This window comes from Rudanella lutea DSM 19387 (assembly GCF_000383955.1).
GTDB lineage: Bacteria > Bacteroidota > Bacteroidia > Cytophagales > Spirosomataceae > Rudanella > Rudanella lutea.
Genome location: NZ_KB913013.1, coordinates 903,743 through 918,617, shown reverse-complemented (window position 1 = coordinate 918,617; position 14,875 = coordinate 903,743). Strand labels below are relative to the sequence as shown.

General features: G+C 55.2%; 14 protein-coding genes. 10 read left to right on the top strand and 4 right to left on the bottom strand.

The window, feature by feature from the left end; all coding sequences use genetic code 11:
- The first annotated feature begins 2 nt into the window (after positions 1-2).
- Entirely contained in the window at positions 3-698 is a 696-nt protein-coding gene (locus RUDLU_RS0104025) for an SIR2 family NAD-dependent protein deacylase (protein ID WP_019987068.1), read from the top strand.
- A 67-nt stretch (positions 699-765) separates the two neighbouring features.
- Positions 766-1,518, top strand: coding sequence for an endonuclease III domain-containing protein (locus RUDLU_RS0104020; protein WP_019987067.1), 753 nt, complete (start codon positions 766-768; stop codon positions 1,516-1,518).
- Here the strand turns inward: RUDLU_RS0104020 and RUDLU_RS0104015 are convergent.
- From RUDLU_RS0104015 to rho, 4 genes are all read right to left on the bottom strand, one after another.
- Positions 1,515-2,180 carry a hypothetical protein gene (locus RUDLU_RS0104015; protein ID WP_019987066.1) on the bottom strand — a complete coding sequence of 222 codons (666 nt, stop codon included), beginning with the start codon at positions 2,178-2,180 and terminating at the stop codon, positions 1,515-1,517. The genes RUDLU_RS0104020 and RUDLU_RS0104015 overlap by 4 nt on opposite strands.
- A gap of 86 nt (positions 2,181-2,266) precedes the next feature.
- Positions 2,267-2,758, bottom strand: coding sequence for a hypothetical protein (locus RUDLU_RS0104010; RefSeq protein WP_019987065.1), 492 nt, complete (start codon positions 2,756-2,758; stop codon positions 2,267-2,269).
- A 22-nt stretch (positions 2,759-2,780) separates the two neighbouring features.
- Positions 2,781-3,770, bottom strand: coding sequence for an OmpA family protein (locus RUDLU_RS0104005; RefSeq protein WP_019987064.1), 990 nt, complete (start codon positions 3,768-3,770; stop codon positions 2,781-2,783).
- 250 nt (positions 3,771-4,020) lie between these two features.
- Positions 4,021-6,216 carry a transcription termination factor Rho gene (rho, locus tag RUDLU_RS0104000; RefSeq protein ID WP_019987063.1) on the bottom strand — a complete coding sequence of 732 codons (2,196 nt, stop codon included), beginning with the start codon at positions 6,214-6,216 and terminating at the stop codon, positions 4,021-4,023.
- Positions 6,217-6,675: 459 nt separating this feature from the next.
- Between rho and RUDLU_RS0103995 the strand changes: the two genes are divergently transcribed.
- From RUDLU_RS0103995 to RUDLU_RS26905, 8 genes are all read left to right on the top strand, one after another.
- Positions 6,676-7,308, top strand: a complete 633-nt coding sequence (locus RUDLU_RS0103995) for a response regulator (RefSeq protein ID WP_019987062.1) — start codon at positions 6,676-6,678, stop codon at positions 7,306-7,308.
- Positions 7,305-10,334: a sensor histidine kinase gene (locus RUDLU_RS0103990; RefSeq protein WP_019987061.1), complete on the top strand. Its 3,030-nt coding sequence runs from the start codon at positions 7,305-7,307 to the stop codon at positions 10,332-10,334. The genes RUDLU_RS0103995 and RUDLU_RS0103990 overlap by 4 nt, the downstream gene beginning before the upstream one ends.
- Before the next feature lie 208 nt (positions 10,335-10,542).
- A complete protein-coding gene (locus tag RUDLU_RS0103980; protein WP_157580084.1) occupies positions 10,543-10,950 on the top strand; it encodes a hypothetical protein in 408 nt (135 codons plus the stop codon).
- 40 nt (positions 10,951-10,990) lie between these two features.
- Positions 10,991-11,746, top strand: coding sequence for a hypothetical protein (locus RUDLU_RS0103975; protein ID WP_019987058.1), 756 nt, complete (start codon positions 10,991-10,993; stop codon positions 11,744-11,746).
- Positions 11,747-11,771: 25 nt separating this feature from the next.
- Complete coding sequence (locus RUDLU_RS0103970) at positions 11,772-12,233, top strand: hypothetical protein (RefSeq protein WP_019987057.1); 462 nt, start codon at positions 11,772-11,774, stop codon at positions 12,231-12,233.
- Positions 12,234-12,260: 27 nt separating this feature from the next.
- Positions 12,261-12,833, top strand: coding sequence for a collagen-like triple helix repeat-containing protein (locus RUDLU_RS30410; RefSeq protein WP_019987056.1), 573 nt, complete (start codon positions 12,261-12,263; stop codon positions 12,831-12,833).
- Between the two features lie 116 nt (positions 12,834-12,949).
- On the top strand, positions 12,950-13,342 hold the full coding sequence (locus RUDLU_RS0103960) for a LytR/AlgR family response regulator transcription factor (RefSeq protein ID WP_019987055.1): 393 nt from the start codon (positions 12,950-12,952) through the stop codon (positions 13,340-13,342).
- A 5-nt stretch (positions 13,343-13,347) separates the two neighbouring features.
- Complete coding sequence (locus RUDLU_RS26905; RefSeq protein ID WP_019987054.1) at positions 13,348-14,784, top strand: FG-GAP repeat protein; 1,437 nt, start codon at positions 13,348-13,350, stop codon at positions 14,782-14,784.
- Positions 14,785-14,875 lie beyond the last annotated feature (91 nt).

Below are 14,875 nucleotides of genomic sequence, written 5' to 3'. Positions count from 1 at the left end.
ACATGGAATCGAAACGCAAACTTGTGGTTTTATCGGGGGCGGGAATCAGCGCCGAAAGTGGTCTGGCAACGTTCCGTGATTCAAACGGACTCTGGGAAAACTACCGAATTGAGGACGTTGCCACGGCCGATGCCTGGGTGCGTAACCCAGCGCTGGTACAGGATTTTTACAACAAACGCCGGAAACAGGCGCTGAGTGCGCAACCCAACGCGGGGCATAAGGCACTGGTAGCCCTCGAAGCCAAATACGACGTGACGGTGATTACGCAGAACGTTGATAATCTGCACGAAAAAGCAGGTTCATCGACCGTGTTACACCTACATGGTGAGTTGGCTAAGGCCCGCAGCACGGGCGATCCTTCGCTCGTGTACGAGCTCGAAACCGACGAAATTCAGATGGGTGATCTGTGCGAAAAAGGGCATCAGCTACGGCCGCACATTGTGTGGTTTGGTGAAGAGGTACCCATGATGGAGGTAGCGTACGAGATCACTCAGCAGGCCGATGTTTTCATTGTGGTCGGTACGTCGCTGGCGGTGTACCCGGCAGCTGGGCTGGCCTATGCCGTGCCACGCGGGGTGCCCATTTTTGTGGTCGATCCCAATACGCCGGAGTTACGCCATAAAGATCAGGTGACGTTTATTGCCGAGCCGGCAACCACCGGGTTGGTTCGGCTGGCCGAGCAACTGCTGGCCGCCTGATGGGTCGTTCGGTAGGTAATTGGGGGGCTGTATGGCTGTTTTGCGTTTCGTGGTAAACACCCGACGCATGGCTGTACAACCCCCTTTTTCTGTTATCGACTCCGACACCCTGCTCTGGTGGGCTCACCTGTGCTTAACCGAGGTGTACGGTACTCAGGCTATTTACGGACGTATGGACCCGATGCACGAGCTAATCGCAACCATACTCTCGCACCGGACCACGCATGCAAACGAGATGGCTGCGTACAAAGCTATGCTCGAGCGGTTCCCAACCTGGGAACAAGTGCGCGACGCTCCCCTCGACGACTTAATTACGTGTATCCAAACGGCGAAATACCCGGAAGTTAAAGCACCCTGGATAAAGCAGGTGCTCACCGCTATTATTGACGAACGGGGAGCCGCAACGGTCGATTTTCTGGCCGATATGTCTACACAGGAAGCCATGTCGTGGCTGACCAGCTTGCCCGGCGTGGGGCTCAAAACGGCTTCGCTGTTGCTACTGTTTTATTTCCGAAAGCCCGTTTTGCCGGTCGATACGCACGTGCACCGGGTAACGCAGCGCATTGGTGTGCTCGGCCCGAAGGTAAGTGCCGAACGTGCGCACAAACTATTGCTTGAGCAGCTTCCTAAAGACCCCGTTGTATTGTTTAACGTGCATAAGCACTTTTACTGGCACGGGCAGCGGGTCTGTACGTGGTACACCCCTAAATGCAGCGAATGCGCATTGGCGAGCCAATGCGCATTCTATCAGTCGGGTGGAGCCCTTGAACTAAGCAGTACGCCGAGCCGAAATACAGGATTACAAATCCGAATTGGCTAAGCTTTTCCGTTGTATTTTTTTTCGTGGAAGACTTTCGATTGGCCTACCCAGTTGTCGCGTTCGATGCGGCCGGGGAAGAACTCGATAATCTCGTTTACCTTGTCGATATCTTCCTTGGTAAAGTTGGCCACTTGCCGGAACGTATAAATGCCGAGGCTGTGCAGTTTGCGCTCCAGAAATGGCCCAATACCCACTACTTCTTTCAAATCGTCGGCTTCGGCAAGCGTTGCCCGGCCGATCCGGTCGAAATTAAGCTCACTCGCTCGCGAGGCAATGCGCGATAAAACGGCGGCTTCGGAGCCCAATGCGACCTGGGGGAGGGCCGGCTCTTCTGGTAAAACAGGTTCGGGTAATGGGGCCGAAATGGCCGGTTCTACAACAGTGGTAGTCTCCAACGCTGGCGCAATTGGCTGGGTCTGGGCAACGCTGACCACCGGTGCCGCTGCCGTTTTAAGCGGTTGGGCCGGGGCTACCGGCGTTGCTTTGGCCCGGCGGCAATCAGCCAGTTCCTGTTCGCGTTCGGCGATTTCGGTGCGTAAACCGTTGACGCGGCTGTTTAAAATAAGTCGGGCAATCAACCACCCAACAAAGGCCGCAAACGCCAGCAGCAGCAACATTTCGGAGATGGCTACCGGGCGGCTCAAAGGGTCTAATCCAAACATAGTGATAAGGTCAGTTATGGGGTTGATGGCAACCAGGCAGGACTGTTTCAACGTCGAAACGTACCCGGAGCCGATTCCGCAAAGGGTTATTTTCGTTTGTCTAATTCCGTGGCCTGTCCCACCCAGTTGTCGCGTTCAATGCGGCCGGGGAAGAACTCGATAATTTCATTGACCTTATCGATGTCCTCTTTTGTAAAGTTGGCCACCTGCCGAAAGGTGTAAATGCCGATGGCGTGTAGTTTGCGTTCCAGAAACGGCCCGACGCCGACAATGTCTTTCAGATCATCGGCTTCAGAAGCCTCAGCGCGGCCAATCCGGTCGAAATTAAGCTCACTTGCCCGTGCCCGGATGCGGTTGAGTACGGAGGCCTCATCGATGCCTGTCGGTAGCGGCATAATCGGCGTACGCTGGCAATCGTCGAGTTCACGATCGGTGCTGGCCAGGTCGCCTTCGAGCTGTTCGATGAGCCGCTGCCGCGAAATATATCCAATGATAAAGCCCAACGTGCCAGCCACAAACAGCATCACCCCATGCTGAATCATGGCGTCGGCAATGTTGAGGGGATTCATGTCAAACATAGTAATGTGGGTTTAGGAGGGTTTACTGGACAACAACCGTTACCCGACGGTTGGCTTTACGTCCGCTTTCAGTATCATTTGAGGCTTTGGGGTCGGCTTCGCCTTTACCGTCGACTTTTACCTGACTGGCACCAACGCCCTGCGACAGTAATCGGGTTTTAACCGAACCCGCGCGTTTTTTCGATAGGGCGAGGTTAGCGGCATCGGGCCCAACGTTGTCGGTGTACCCTGTCAGGATCAGTGACTTGTCTTTGTTTTTGCGCAGATACGCAATGGCTTCCTTAAAGAATTTCTTCGTCTCGTCGGTGCGGATGTAGTCCGACGAGTTTGTTTTGAAATACAAATCAATTGGTTTGAAGACCGACTCAAATTTTTCAGCCTTAGCCAGGGCTTCCTCGGTAACGGGTGTACCTGCCGATGAAGCAGAGGCTACCGATGTACTCGCTGCCGAAGCACTTATTGCCGACGTGGATGCGAGCGAATCGGGTTGGGCGGGTGCTGTGATCACCATAGCAGCGAAGCTACCGTTGACCCCGGCTATCACCGAGTCACCTGCGGCCGAAAACGCGATGTCGGCTTTTTCGACACCGGCCGTCAGCAACGAGGCTGCGGGTACTCCACGCTGAATGAGCATTTCCTTGACGGCTTCGGCCCGGGCGATCCCCAAATTGCTGAAGCTACTCGGATTCGTTTCGGCGGCTGAGTAATAGCCGGTGAGGGTCAGTTGCCGGTCGGGGTTGTTTTGCAGGTACGTAGCAATGGAGTCGAGCGGAGCATCGAAACCAGCCATGTTGGGGGTAACCCCCGATTTGGCAAAGTTGAACGTGCCGGGCAGACCAACGCTGAAACGAGCACCATCGGAAAGGGTAAAGACAGGAGCTGAGGAGGTAGCAACGGTGGTGGAGGGGGCATCATCGGCACAGAGCTGCTTGATTTTACAGACGTGCCACCAGGTTGATCCGGCCATCCAAAGCACCAGGAGTACAATCCACGGGGTCTTGTTGGTAAACATTAGCGGGGGTTTAATTAGGAGTGATGCGTGACCGATTGGGTCGTTCATCAGACGAGCAGAGCCCAGAAAGGTCATCCAAAAATACACGTCTTGTGTATAAATGCAAGATAGCCAGAAAATTATGCTTTTTGTTAAGGTCCGGCAGCCCACTTGCCTGCTGTTCTGTGTACTAACCTGGGCTGAGTGTAACAAAAAACCGCAGGCTCCGTGGGGCCTGCGGTTTGCAAAAATTTATACTGACGGTAACCGATCAACGATTCATCGAAATAAGGAATTCCTCGTTGTTGCGGGTGCCGCGCAGGCGATCGAGCAGGAAGTCCATTGATTCCATTGGATTCATGTCTGACATATGCTTCCGCAGAATCCAGACACGTTGCATCGTTTCCTTGTCCAGCAGGAGATCCTCCCGGCGTGTACCCGATGCAATAACGTCGATGGCTGGGTAAACCCGCTTGTTGGCCAATCGGCGGTCGAGCTGGAGTTCCATGTTACCGGTTCCCTTAAACTCTTCAAAAATTACCTCATCCATTTTCGAGCCCGTGTCGATCAGGGCCGTTGCGATGATCGTGAGCGATCCGCCGTTTTCCACGTTCCGGGCTGCTCCGAAGAACCGCTTGGGTTTGTGCAGGGCGTTGGCATCTACACCGCCCGACAGAATCTTACCCGACGATGGTACGACTGTGTTGTAAGCCCGGGCCAGACGGGTGATTGAATCGAGCAGGATCACCACGTCGTGACCGCACTCCACCATACGTTTGGCTTTTTCGAGCACCATGCTGGCTACTTTCACGTGCCGGTCGGCCTGCTCGTCAAACGTCGAGGAGATTACCTCAGCATTTACGCTACGAGCCATATCGGTCACTTCCTCAGGACGTTCGTCAATCAGCAGAATGATCAGGTGTACCTCGGGGTGGTTGCGCGTGATGGCGTTAGCTATCTCTTTGAGCAGCACCGTTTTACCGGTTTTGGGCTGCGCCACAATCATACCGCGCTGGCCTTTGCCGATAGGGGCAAACAGGTCAAGCACCCGAGTAGAGTACTGGTCGGGCCGGTTGGTTAGTTTGAGCTGTTCTTCGGGGAAGAGGGGCGTGAGGTATTCAAACGGAATCCGGTCGCGAATCTCTTCGGTAGTTTTGCCGTTTACGGTAGTTACGCGCAACAGGGCAAAGTATTTCTCGCCTTCTTTCGGGGGCCGGATAGCTCCTTTCACTGTATCGCCCGTTTTCAGGCCAAACAGTTTGATCTGCGAAGGCGATACATAAATATCGTCGGGGCTGGCCAGGAAATTGTAGTCAGCCGACCGCAGGAAACCGTAGCCGCCGTCGGACATAATTTCCAGAACGCCCTCATTTTCAATGATTCCGTCGAATTCGCGGATATGCTGATTGTATTGCCGACGAATCCGGTTTTGGTACTCCAACGACTCCCGTGAGGGTTGCGGAGCCTGCGTGGTTTGCTGCCGGTCGCCGTCGGCGGGAGCTTCGGTAAACTCGGCTGAAGCTTCGGCGGGGGCGCCTTCTGTAACCGGTGTTTCTCCGTCAGCAGGAGCGGTGGCAACGGTTGTGTTACCCTCTTCAACGACGGTCGGTGTCAGAAATTCTTCCTCCGACTCAACGCGCATACTCATCGCCGACTCATCCGTTACCGCCCGACGGCGCTCCCGCAAACCACCCGGCCGCTCATCACGGCGGGGCCGATTTTCCATATCCCGGTTACCGGGTTGTCCAAACCGGCTTGGGCGGGCATCGCCCTGACGCGGGTCACCCTGACGTGGGTCGCCCTGCCGTTGATCCCGGAAATCACGTCCACTGGGGTTGTTGCGGTCATTGCCACGGCCCATATCGGGGCGACCGGTTTCTGGGCGGCCCATGTCTGACCGACGTCCGTTTCGCTCAATACGCCCTGCATCGGGGCGGCCCACGTCAGGGCGTGTTCCGTTGGCTTCATTACCCCGTTCGGGGCGGAGCTGGTTGGGCCGGGGCGCTGGCTCACGGCGTCCTTCGGTGGGGCGCTCAGGCGTAGTACCAGCCTCAGTCGATTCGGTAGGCGTTTGCAACATACCTTCGTCAGTACGTGCAATCGATTCAGTTTCGTTGGTGGGAGGTGGTGTATCGGCTGCACCGGCATCCCGCCGAATCCGGCTGCGCGTCCGTGCGGGTGTTACAGCCGGGGTATCCGTTTCCGGGGCTGGCGTTTCGGCAACTACTTCGGGCGTGGGCTCGGCGGTTACTGCCTCAGCCCGGGGCCGGCGTCCCCGACGTGGGGCCTCCGCAACGGCTGCCTCGGGGGCCGCTTCATCGGGCATAGGCATCCGCGCCTGATGGTCCAGAATCTTATAAATCAATTCACGTTTTGGGTACTTGTTGCCGTCGGTGATTCCAAATTGATCGGCAATCGTGCGAAGCTCCGACAGAAGCTTCATATTCAGTTCTTCAATATTGTACATAAAAGTCAGGTTATCAGTAACCTTGCAGGGCGTAAAGCGTGATTAGCAGTAGACGAGCGCGAAGGGCGCTTTCAGAAAAGACGATGGATCAGAAGTAGGTCAACTAAGGATAGTGGCATTGAAAACAGGGCGCAACGGGCTGGTGAGACTCCGGGGGCTGCTTATTGGTTTGCTACGCGCTTCGTACAGGCAAGGGGCCCGGTGAGAGCCGTTGGATGTACGAGGATATTATTTGGCTTGAAATCTGACGACCTATCGGTTGATAGTCGAAGGATATGACAGGGCAAATGTAAGAACCGAGCGTCTATTTGTCAACATAACGTCAGTTTACCCGAAATGTTTCCGTTTAGAATTATTTTTCGTACAGATCTATTTTTCGGAAAGCGGTTGTTTGCGAGCCCGTTGAGTAGAGCGACTAAATATTACTTACATTAGTGTTTGTAATCGGTGCCTACCCATATGAAACGTATTCTTATTGCCGACGATCACCGGCTGTTTGCCGATGGTCTTCGGTTTCTATTCCAGTTTTCGGAGCTATACGAGGTGGTAGAGGTTGTGACGTTGGGAGCGGAGGTGCTTCCGACGTTGGAGCAGCAATCCATCGATTTACTATTGCTCGATGTCAGCCTGCCCGATCTGCCGGGCCCGGCGGTGGCGCGATTGGTGCGCGAGTTTCGGCCTGACTTGCCGATTCTGGCCATTTCGATGGAAACCGAAGCGGCTACTGTTCAAACCATGTTGCGGGCTGGCGTCAATGGCTACTGTCCCAAAACGGCCCACCATGCGGATTTGATGAAGGCACTGGATGCCGTTTGCGGGGGCGAAATCTATCTTGATCCTTCGTTGCAGCACGTGTTACTTTACTCACCGACTGCCTTGCCGCCGGACCAGAGCCAAGTGCCTGATTATCGGCTCACCCCCCGCGAACAGGAAGTGGCCCATTTGCTCGTGCAGGGCTTGAGCAACACCGCCATTGCAACCCGGACGTTTACCAGCCCCCGTACGGTGGAAACGCACCGCAAAAATATTTATGCAAAACTCGGGGTACACAACGCGGTAGAGCTGACCACCCGCTTGTTGCAGCGGGCATGAAAACGGCTTGGCTGGTTGGGTTGTTGTGCGGGATCGGGTTTCTGGAAAGCCGGGCCCAGCTACCGTTTCGGGTAGAGCGGGTCGGGCAGGAGCAAGGGCTGGTGCAGGGTACTGTGTCGGCGATGTGCAAAGATTCCCGGGGGTTTATCTGGGTGGGTACGCAGGACGGGATCTGCCGCTACAACGGAGGGCAGTTTCGGGCATACCGGCCCTCGGCTATCGATTCTACAGCCCCGGTTGGCTTGTTTGTTAACCAGATTATCGAAGCACCCACCGGCGACCTCTGGATCGGGACCGACGAGGGCCTGAATCAGTACCAGCGTGCCACCGACCGCTTTACTCCGTTTCAGCTCACCGACAGCCGCGGCCGCCGGATGAGTAACCCGACTACGCCTTTCCGGGCTACGGCCCATACGGTATGGTATTGGTCGGGGCAGGAGGGGATTGTACGGTACAACATTCGGGAGCGGAAGAAACAGGTCCTTTTCAATCAGTTTTCGTTTGCGTTCAACTACTACGTGACCCAGAATGCCACCACGTTCGACCGGCGGGGGCGGCTTTGGATTCATGCGGATGAAGGGATCATTGCATACGATACAACCACCCGCCGGGCCACCCATTATTTTAGCCGACACGCCCAGAACCGGCTGGGGCCTCCGCTGGTTTTTTTTGATTTTCATTTGGCTCGGAATGGCCTCATCTATCTCGTTTATGCTGACGGAATTGTCTGCTTCGACCCCGACCGGCAGCAGTTCGAGCTGTTTACAAGCTGGCAGGGTAAGCCAATGGGGCAGGTATTCGACCTGGCCGAAGACCCGACCGGACAGCTTTATTTAGCCACCCTCGACCACCACGTCCTTCGGTTCAATCCCGTTGCCCGAACGTTTACGGCCGTTCAGTACCGTCCCGCTGATCAGACGCAGCTTGGCGATGTGTATTACCTCTACCACTTTGGTGATGGTATTATCTGGCTTAACGAAGATCCGCAGGGGTTGGTGAAGCTAAACCCGTATGGGGCTCAGTTTGGTCTGGTGAATGGCCAAACGCACCCGAAACTGGCCAACCTTAATATTCGCTCGTTTGCCGAAACCCCCGACGGAACCTTGTGGGTGGGCACGCTTGGCGGAGGGCTACAGGCTTACGACCGGCAGGCCGACCGGCTCGATAAGCCGTTCGGGCACGACCCTGCCAACCCGCAAAGCCTGCCCGGTGATCAGATTCGACATTTGCTCACCGACGCGTCGGGTACGCTCTGGATTGCTACCGATCAGGGTTTGGCCCGCTATCGGGGGCGCGGCCAATTTCAGACGTACCGGCCGCCGGGGGCCACCCTCAATTCGGGGCGGGTGTTTGTGCGGCACCTGGCCGAAGTCGATAATCGTTGGTTGCTGGTTGGTACGGAAGACGGCCTGTACCTGTTTGATCGGGCTACGGAGCAGTTTGCCGAGCAATCGTTTTTTCGGCATAAAATTATCGGGTTTGCGGCTCCCGACCGGCACGGCCGCATTTGGGTAGGAGTCAATGAGGAGGGTATTTATGTGGGGAAACTCCATAACAGGCAATGGAAACGGAGGGCCAAACTCCTGAACGAGCCGGTTGCCGCCAGTTTTTATGCGGATGCGCAAAACGAGTGGGTGAGCACGAGTAAAGGGTTGTTTCGGTTCGATAGTCAGTTGCGGCTCAGGCAGCATTTCGACGAGGGAAACGGCCTGCCCAATGCCTTTGTGTACGGCGTGTTGCCGGGGCAGGCAGGTGAGCTGTGGCTATCTACCAACCGGGGCTTGTGCCGACTGGCGGTGGAGTCGGGGCGGGTGCGCACGTACGGTCCATCCGACGGTTTGCAGGGGAACGAGTTTAACGGCAACAGCTTTTTCCGGGCTCGCAACGGTGAATTATTCTTTGGAGGAACGTTGGGTTTCAACCACTTTTTTCCGGCCCAGATCCGACCGAATCAGTACAGGCCAATGGTGCAGCTCACGAATCTGACCGTTGCCGAAAAACCGTATGATCTACCGACCTACATTGGCGAGATTCGGCGGTTAACGCTCCCTCCCCCCGACAATACGTTTGCCCTGACCTATGCCGCGCTGGATTATTTCAGTGCCGGAGCCAATCGCTATCAGTACCGCTTGTTGGGGCTCGATAGTGCCTGGGTGCAGGCTGGCACACAAACGGTGGCCCGGTTCATCAAACTGCCTCCGGGTAGCTATGTGTTTGAGGTACGGGCCGCCAATAACGACGGCCTTTGGGGGCCGATTCGCCGGTTGCGTATTCAGCTCGAAGCCCCGTTTTATCTGACGTTCTGGTTCAGGTTGTTGTTGTTGACTACGCTGATGGCGGGTTTGTACGGCTTCTACCGCTACCGGCTATTTGCCGTGCGGCAACAACAACGGCGCGACCTGCAAACAGCCGTGCAGACGCAGGAATCTGAACGGACTCACTTTGCCCGCGAACTCCACGATGGAGTGGGCGCTAACCTGGCCGCGCTGAAACTCTACCTGAGCCATGTGGGTAGTCCGCACGTTCCGCAGCCGGATCTCAAAACCCGCTCGCTTGCCCTGCTCGAAACGTCTATTACCGACCTCAGGCGGCTCATTAATCAGTTCAGCCCACAGTCGCTGCAAGTGCTGGGCTTACCCAGTGCGTTGGCTCAGGCGGCCGAAACCGTAGCGTCGGTAAGTGGCCTGCAGGTGAATCTGCACGTTGATCCCCAACTCCCTCCGCTCGACCCGGCTTTCCAGATCAACCTGTACCGCATCGTGCAGGAGCTTTTTCAGAACGCTCTCAAGCACGCCGGAGCATCGGAGCTGACGCTCGCACTTACCGTCGGGCCGGATGGCTTGACGCTTCACTATGGGGACAATGGCCGGGGTTTCGACCCGCAGGTGGTGCGCCCCAACAGTCAGGGGCTGACCAACATCCGGCATCGGGTAGAACTGCTGGAAGGCGAGTGGACGATTCGGTCTGCACCTGGCGAAGGCGTACAGATCCGTATTCGGGTGCCACTCCCAGCCCAAAATACGTAGTTCTACGCCTGCAATATACCGTACCTACGGTATTGTCTGCCGCTACTGAGGATCAGACCTTTGTCCTGTTCCTTTTGCTCCAATTTGTTATGAAACGCTACCGTTGGTTCCTGGTTCTGATGCTCTCGGCGGTGGCCATTGCTATCGGGGTGTTGGGGCTGGTATTGCTCTGACAGAGGAAGAGCACTCATCTAAAATCCCATGTCTTATGTCTCGTTCCTTGTTTTTACTCATTGCTGGCCTGTATTCGTGTTTTCTGGGCTTGTCGATGTTGTTTTTGGCTGGAGAGTCGCTCAAAAGCTACGGCGTTTCTAACCCTGATCAGGCGCATATCTCGGTTATGCAGTATCTGGGCCTGACGAATATCGGATTGGGTATTTTGTCTCTATTGAACCGACACGTGCCGAATTCGGCGGGCTTGCGCAATGCCCTGCTTACCACGGCTTTTGTGGTGTTTGGGGGAGTACTCAAAGGGCTATACGATGTCTTTGTGTTGCATCCGCCCATGAGTGGGTTGTTCCTGGCCGATACGGTCCTTCGGCTGGGGTTGGGACTTGGTTTGCTGTACTTTCTGAACCGCGAACGTCAGCAGGCGATTCGTCAGGTAGCTCTGTAAGGCCATGAGGATCATCTGTTTCGCGCTAATCCTTTTCCTGATGAGCTCAGATCTAATTCAGGCCCAGTCGGTTGTCGGGACCTGGCAGGGGACTATGACCTCGCCCCAGAATGAGTCGGTTCAGGTACTTTCGACGCTCGCAATCCGGCAGGCTGGCACGGCCTACGCGGGCGAGCTGGTGCTCCAGTTGAACGGAGCCCGCGAAACCTACACCGTTAGCGCGGGTATGCAAAATAACCTGTTGGTAGGTACCGCTACGTATCCGGCCAATCAGACGGCGTATCAGCTTGAAGCCATGCTCCAGAATGGCAAACTGATCGTTGGAATTGGCCTGTTGAATATACCAGCCATGGGCGGGGTATTCACCAAAGTAAGCAAAGCAGCCGCTGCGGGATCGTCGGACAGGCCCGGTGGCACATCGGCAGGCGGAGGCCCCGACGGACTCCCCCGAAACAGCCGACTGGTGGGAGTGTGGGCACATACCCGCCACTACGGCAGTGGTGAATTTTATGGTTCAGTGCGAACCACACTCATTTTCTACCCCGATGGCCGCATCGGCTCCAGCGACTCTTCGGGCAATGCCAGTCTGGGTGGCAGTTCGGTCAGCAGTAACTCCGAAGGCGTGCAGATTCTGGAGGGAGTTCGCTGGTACACCAAAGGCACCGAACAGATCTGGATTCGCAACGTAGGCGGTGGGGGCGACCGTCTCTATGCCGAATACGGCATGGCCGCCGACGGCCAGAAAATGCTTCTGTACCGCAACGGCGGCAAGCAAATCTATTACCGGGCGCAGTAGCTCAACTTCCAAAACAACGATTCGTATGGCTATCGACTTCAAATCGAGAAAGACCTGGCTGTGGGGTGCCCTGGGCCTGCTGGTTTACTTAAACCTGGGAAATGACGACGATTCGACCTCATTCGGTGGGGGCGACTCGGACGCCGTGGGCGGGTGGCGAACTACCCTGTCGGGCACGCGGCTCAACTATTTCCACACCTACAACTCCTACTCGGGTGGGTTTAGCCGGTCGCAGAAAATGGACCTGTGTCCGCAAGGTACGTACACGTTTTACGCCGAAGCCAGCTTCGACGCAACTGGCCCGGCCACCGAAGCCGGTACCTGGAATGTGCAGGAAAACGGGGGTGGTGTATCGCTCGTGCTGACGCCTGATAATGGTGAGCCTACCTACCTGCCGCTTGCCTTCGACGAAAAACAGAACATTCTGGTGGGTAGCCGCTCTTATATACCGGCCAAGTCGGGTAAGCACGGCCCTGCCTGTTACTAACACAACACCTTAAACTAATTCAATGCCATGAAACTACATCGTAACACTCGCTTTTTTGGGACCCTTTTGTTGGTTACCAGTTTGCTATTGACTCAGTGCAAAGGGCCTGCGGGCGACCCCGGACCGCAGGGGCCGGCTGGCCCCAAAGGCGATACGGGTGCTGCGGGTGCGCAGGGGCCAAAAGGTGAGGTGGGCTCGGCCAACGTTACGCAGATCACCTGGCTTAAAGCAAGCGATCGTAGCAACCCTTTTGAGAGCATATATAGGCTACCGGCTGATGTGTCACTGGCCAATGCATTGGTACAGGGCTATGTAACCGTGAGTAACCTGCCTAACTCCAGCAGCTGGATTGCGGTTCCTTCTTTTCTTGATTATGCCTGGATACCGACAAGTCAGCGAGATTTCTACAGCTTCACCTACGGCACTGGACGGGTATCGTTGGAGCGATTTAATGAAGCGGGCAACCGGACTCCCAACCTGTATGATTTTTCGTTAAAGGTAATTGTGGTTCCGGCGGCTACGCTTAAAAACGGCCGTTTCGCCAATCTGGACTACACTAATTATCAGGCCGTTAAAAAAGCATTCAACCTGCCTGATTGATTGAGCGATTGCTGACCATAGGATGAAACCGAAACCCTTCACCTGGCGGCATTCCGGTCAGCAGTGATTCGGTAGCGTCAGTCTAACGAATACACACCTTATCCACTCTGTACGGTATGAATCCTCTGTTTATTTGCTGCGATCGACAGCAGATTACCCTCAACAACATTATCTGGCTCGAAGGCGACATTAACTACACCCGGATTCATCAGCAACGGGGGCGCTTGATTGTCAGTGCTTATACCCTAAAACGGTACGAAGAGCTGCTACACGGGTTTGTGCGGGTACGTCGGGATGCAATCGTCAACCCGGTACATATCGCCGAAATCAGGAATGATCCGGGGCGGCCTGCCCGGCTAACGATTATTCTCAGCGATGGACAGGAGCTGGCTGTAACCCGACGTCGGCAGTTGCACGTCCGGCACTTGTTGCTGGGTCGGTCCTTATCACCTGCCCAATTGCCAGTCAGACATACCGCTTTGAATGCTGCCAACTCACCAACTTCTTAAACCGTATGCAATTCTGTAAACTTTATACCACGCTGGCCCTGATTATTGCGCTGCTCGTCGTCAGTCCGCTGGCCTACGCCCAGATTGGCATAGGGGGGACGCCCCACTCCTCAGCAGTGCTCGACTTAAAAGGCACTAATAGAGCTTTTTATCCACCCCGGCTCACCACGATCCAACGGCAGAATTTGTATATGCCGCAGGTGGGAGCTCTGGTTTTCGATACCGACCTATCCACGTTAGTGTTGTTTGATGGGAATAATTGGATGCCACTGGTTACCACCAATTTATACAGCCTGTTTTACAGCCGTACGGCCAGTGATGGCGCGTCAGGCGATTATTTTGGCTGGAGTGTGGCCATTTCGGGCGACTATGCGATTGCAGGCGCGTACGGAGACGACATCGGCAATAATACGAGTCAGGGGTCTGCCTATGTGTTTGTGCGGTCGGGGACTGTCTGGACACAGCAGGCTAAACTCACCGCCAGCGATGGAGCTGCCTTAGACTACTTTGGGTGTAGTGTTGCGATTTGGGGCGACTATGCAATTGTCGGTGCCTATGGCGATGATGTTGGGTCCAACGCCGATCAGGGCTCCGTCTATGTGTTTGCGCGTTCAGTCGGTATCTGGTCACAGCAGGCCAAAATCGTTGCAAGCGATGGTGGCTCATCCGATTATTTTGGGGAGAGTGTCTCTCTTTCAGGTCAATCTGCGCTGGTGGGGGCTTATGGCGATGACGTGGGAACCAACGCCGATCAGGGATCTGCTTATGTGTTTCTGCGTTCGGGAACTACCTGGGCTCAGCAAACAAAACTCCTTGCCAACGATGGCGCTGCCAATGACCATTTTGGGGGCAGTGTCTCTATTCAGGGCGATCTTGCACTGGTAGGTGCAGATGATGATGATGTCGGTAGTAATGCCGGTCAGGGTTCAGCCTATGGGTATTTGCGGGTAGGCACATCCTGGTCACAGAAGACTAAACTGGTGGCGAACGATGGCCTTGCGAATGACCATTTCGGGGCCAGTGTTGCGGTCTATGGTGAGAATGCGATTGTGGGTGCAACAGGCGATGATATTGGCAGTAATATCAATCAGGGGGCAGCCTATGTATTTGGCTGGTCGGGCACTACCTGGCTTCAACAGGCCAAGCTTGTTGCCGATGATGGCCTTAGTAACGACTCGTTTGGACGGAGCGTGTCTATTTCGGGCGATTATGTTATTGTGGGAGCGAGTGGCGATGATGTGAATGGGAATACCAGCCAAGGGTCAGCTTATCTATTCAAACGCATCGGTAGTACCTGGACCCCATATCGTAAAATAACGGACAATGCCCCCGCAAACACCAACAATGGCATATCCGTCCATCTTTCCAACGGGACGTTGATCATAGGAGGTCATAATTTTCAAACGAGCCGTGGCAAAGTTGCCTTTGGAGTAGTGGAGTGAGCCATACCAAGCACTGTTCCGGCCTAAAACTCATTAAAAATCTATGCAATTGGTTAACTATTTTTGGGCAGTTGCCCTAGTGGCGGGGCTA

What these genes read in the sequence shown, in the direction of transcription:
- RUDLU_RS0104025 (WP_019987068.1), top strand. Translation starts at nt 3, where the DNA reads ATGGAATCGAAACGCAAACTTGTGGTTTTATCGGGGGCGGGAATCAGC.
- RUDLU_RS0104020 (WP_019987067.1), top strand. Translation starts at nt 766, where the DNA reads ATGGCTGTACAACCCCCTTTTTCTGTTATCGACTCCGACACCCTGCTC.
- RUDLU_RS0104015 (WP_019987066.1), bottom strand. Translation starts at nt 2,180, where the DNA reads ATGTTTGGATTAGACCCTTTGAGCCGCCCGGTAGCCATCTCCGAAATG.
- RUDLU_RS0104010 (WP_019987065.1), bottom strand. Translation starts at nt 2,758, where the DNA reads ATGTTTGACATGAATCCCCTCAACATTGCCGACGCCATGATTCAGCAT.
- RUDLU_RS0104005 (WP_019987064.1), bottom strand. Translation starts at nt 3,770, where the DNA reads ATGTTTACCAACAAGACCCCGTGGATTGTACTCCTGGTGCTTTGGATG.
- rho (WP_019987063.1), bottom strand. Translation starts at nt 6,216, where the DNA reads ATGTACAATATTGAAGAACTGAATATGAAGCTTCTGTCGGAGCTTCGC.
- RUDLU_RS0103995 (WP_019987062.1), top strand. Translation starts at nt 6,676, where the DNA reads ATGAAACGTATTCTTATTGCCGACGATCACCGGCTGTTTGCCGATGGT.
- RUDLU_RS0103990 (WP_019987061.1), top strand. Translation starts at nt 7,305, where the DNA reads ATGAAAACGGCTTGGCTGGTTGGGTTGTTGTGCGGGATCGGGTTTCTG.
- RUDLU_RS0103980 (WP_157580084.1), top strand. Translation starts at nt 10,543, where the DNA reads ATGTCTCGTTCCTTGTTTTTACTCATTGCTGGCCTGTATTCGTGTTTT.
- RUDLU_RS0103975 (WP_019987058.1), top strand. Translation starts at nt 10,991, where the DNA reads ATGAGCTCAGATCTAATTCAGGCCCAGTCGGTTGTCGGGACCTGGCAG.
- RUDLU_RS0103970 (WP_019987057.1), top strand. Translation starts at nt 11,772, where the DNA reads ATGGCTATCGACTTCAAATCGAGAAAGACCTGGCTGTGGGGTGCCCTG.
- RUDLU_RS30410 (WP_019987056.1), top strand. Translation starts at nt 12,261, where the DNA reads ATGAAACTACATCGTAACACTCGCTTTTTTGGGACCCTTTTGTTGGTT.
- RUDLU_RS0103960 (WP_019987055.1), top strand. Translation starts at nt 12,950, where the DNA reads ATGAATCCTCTGTTTATTTGCTGCGATCGACAGCAGATTACCCTCAAC.
- RUDLU_RS26905 (WP_019987054.1), top strand. Translation starts at nt 13,348, where the DNA reads ATGCAATTCTGTAAACTTTATACCACGCTGGCCCTGATTATTGCGCTG.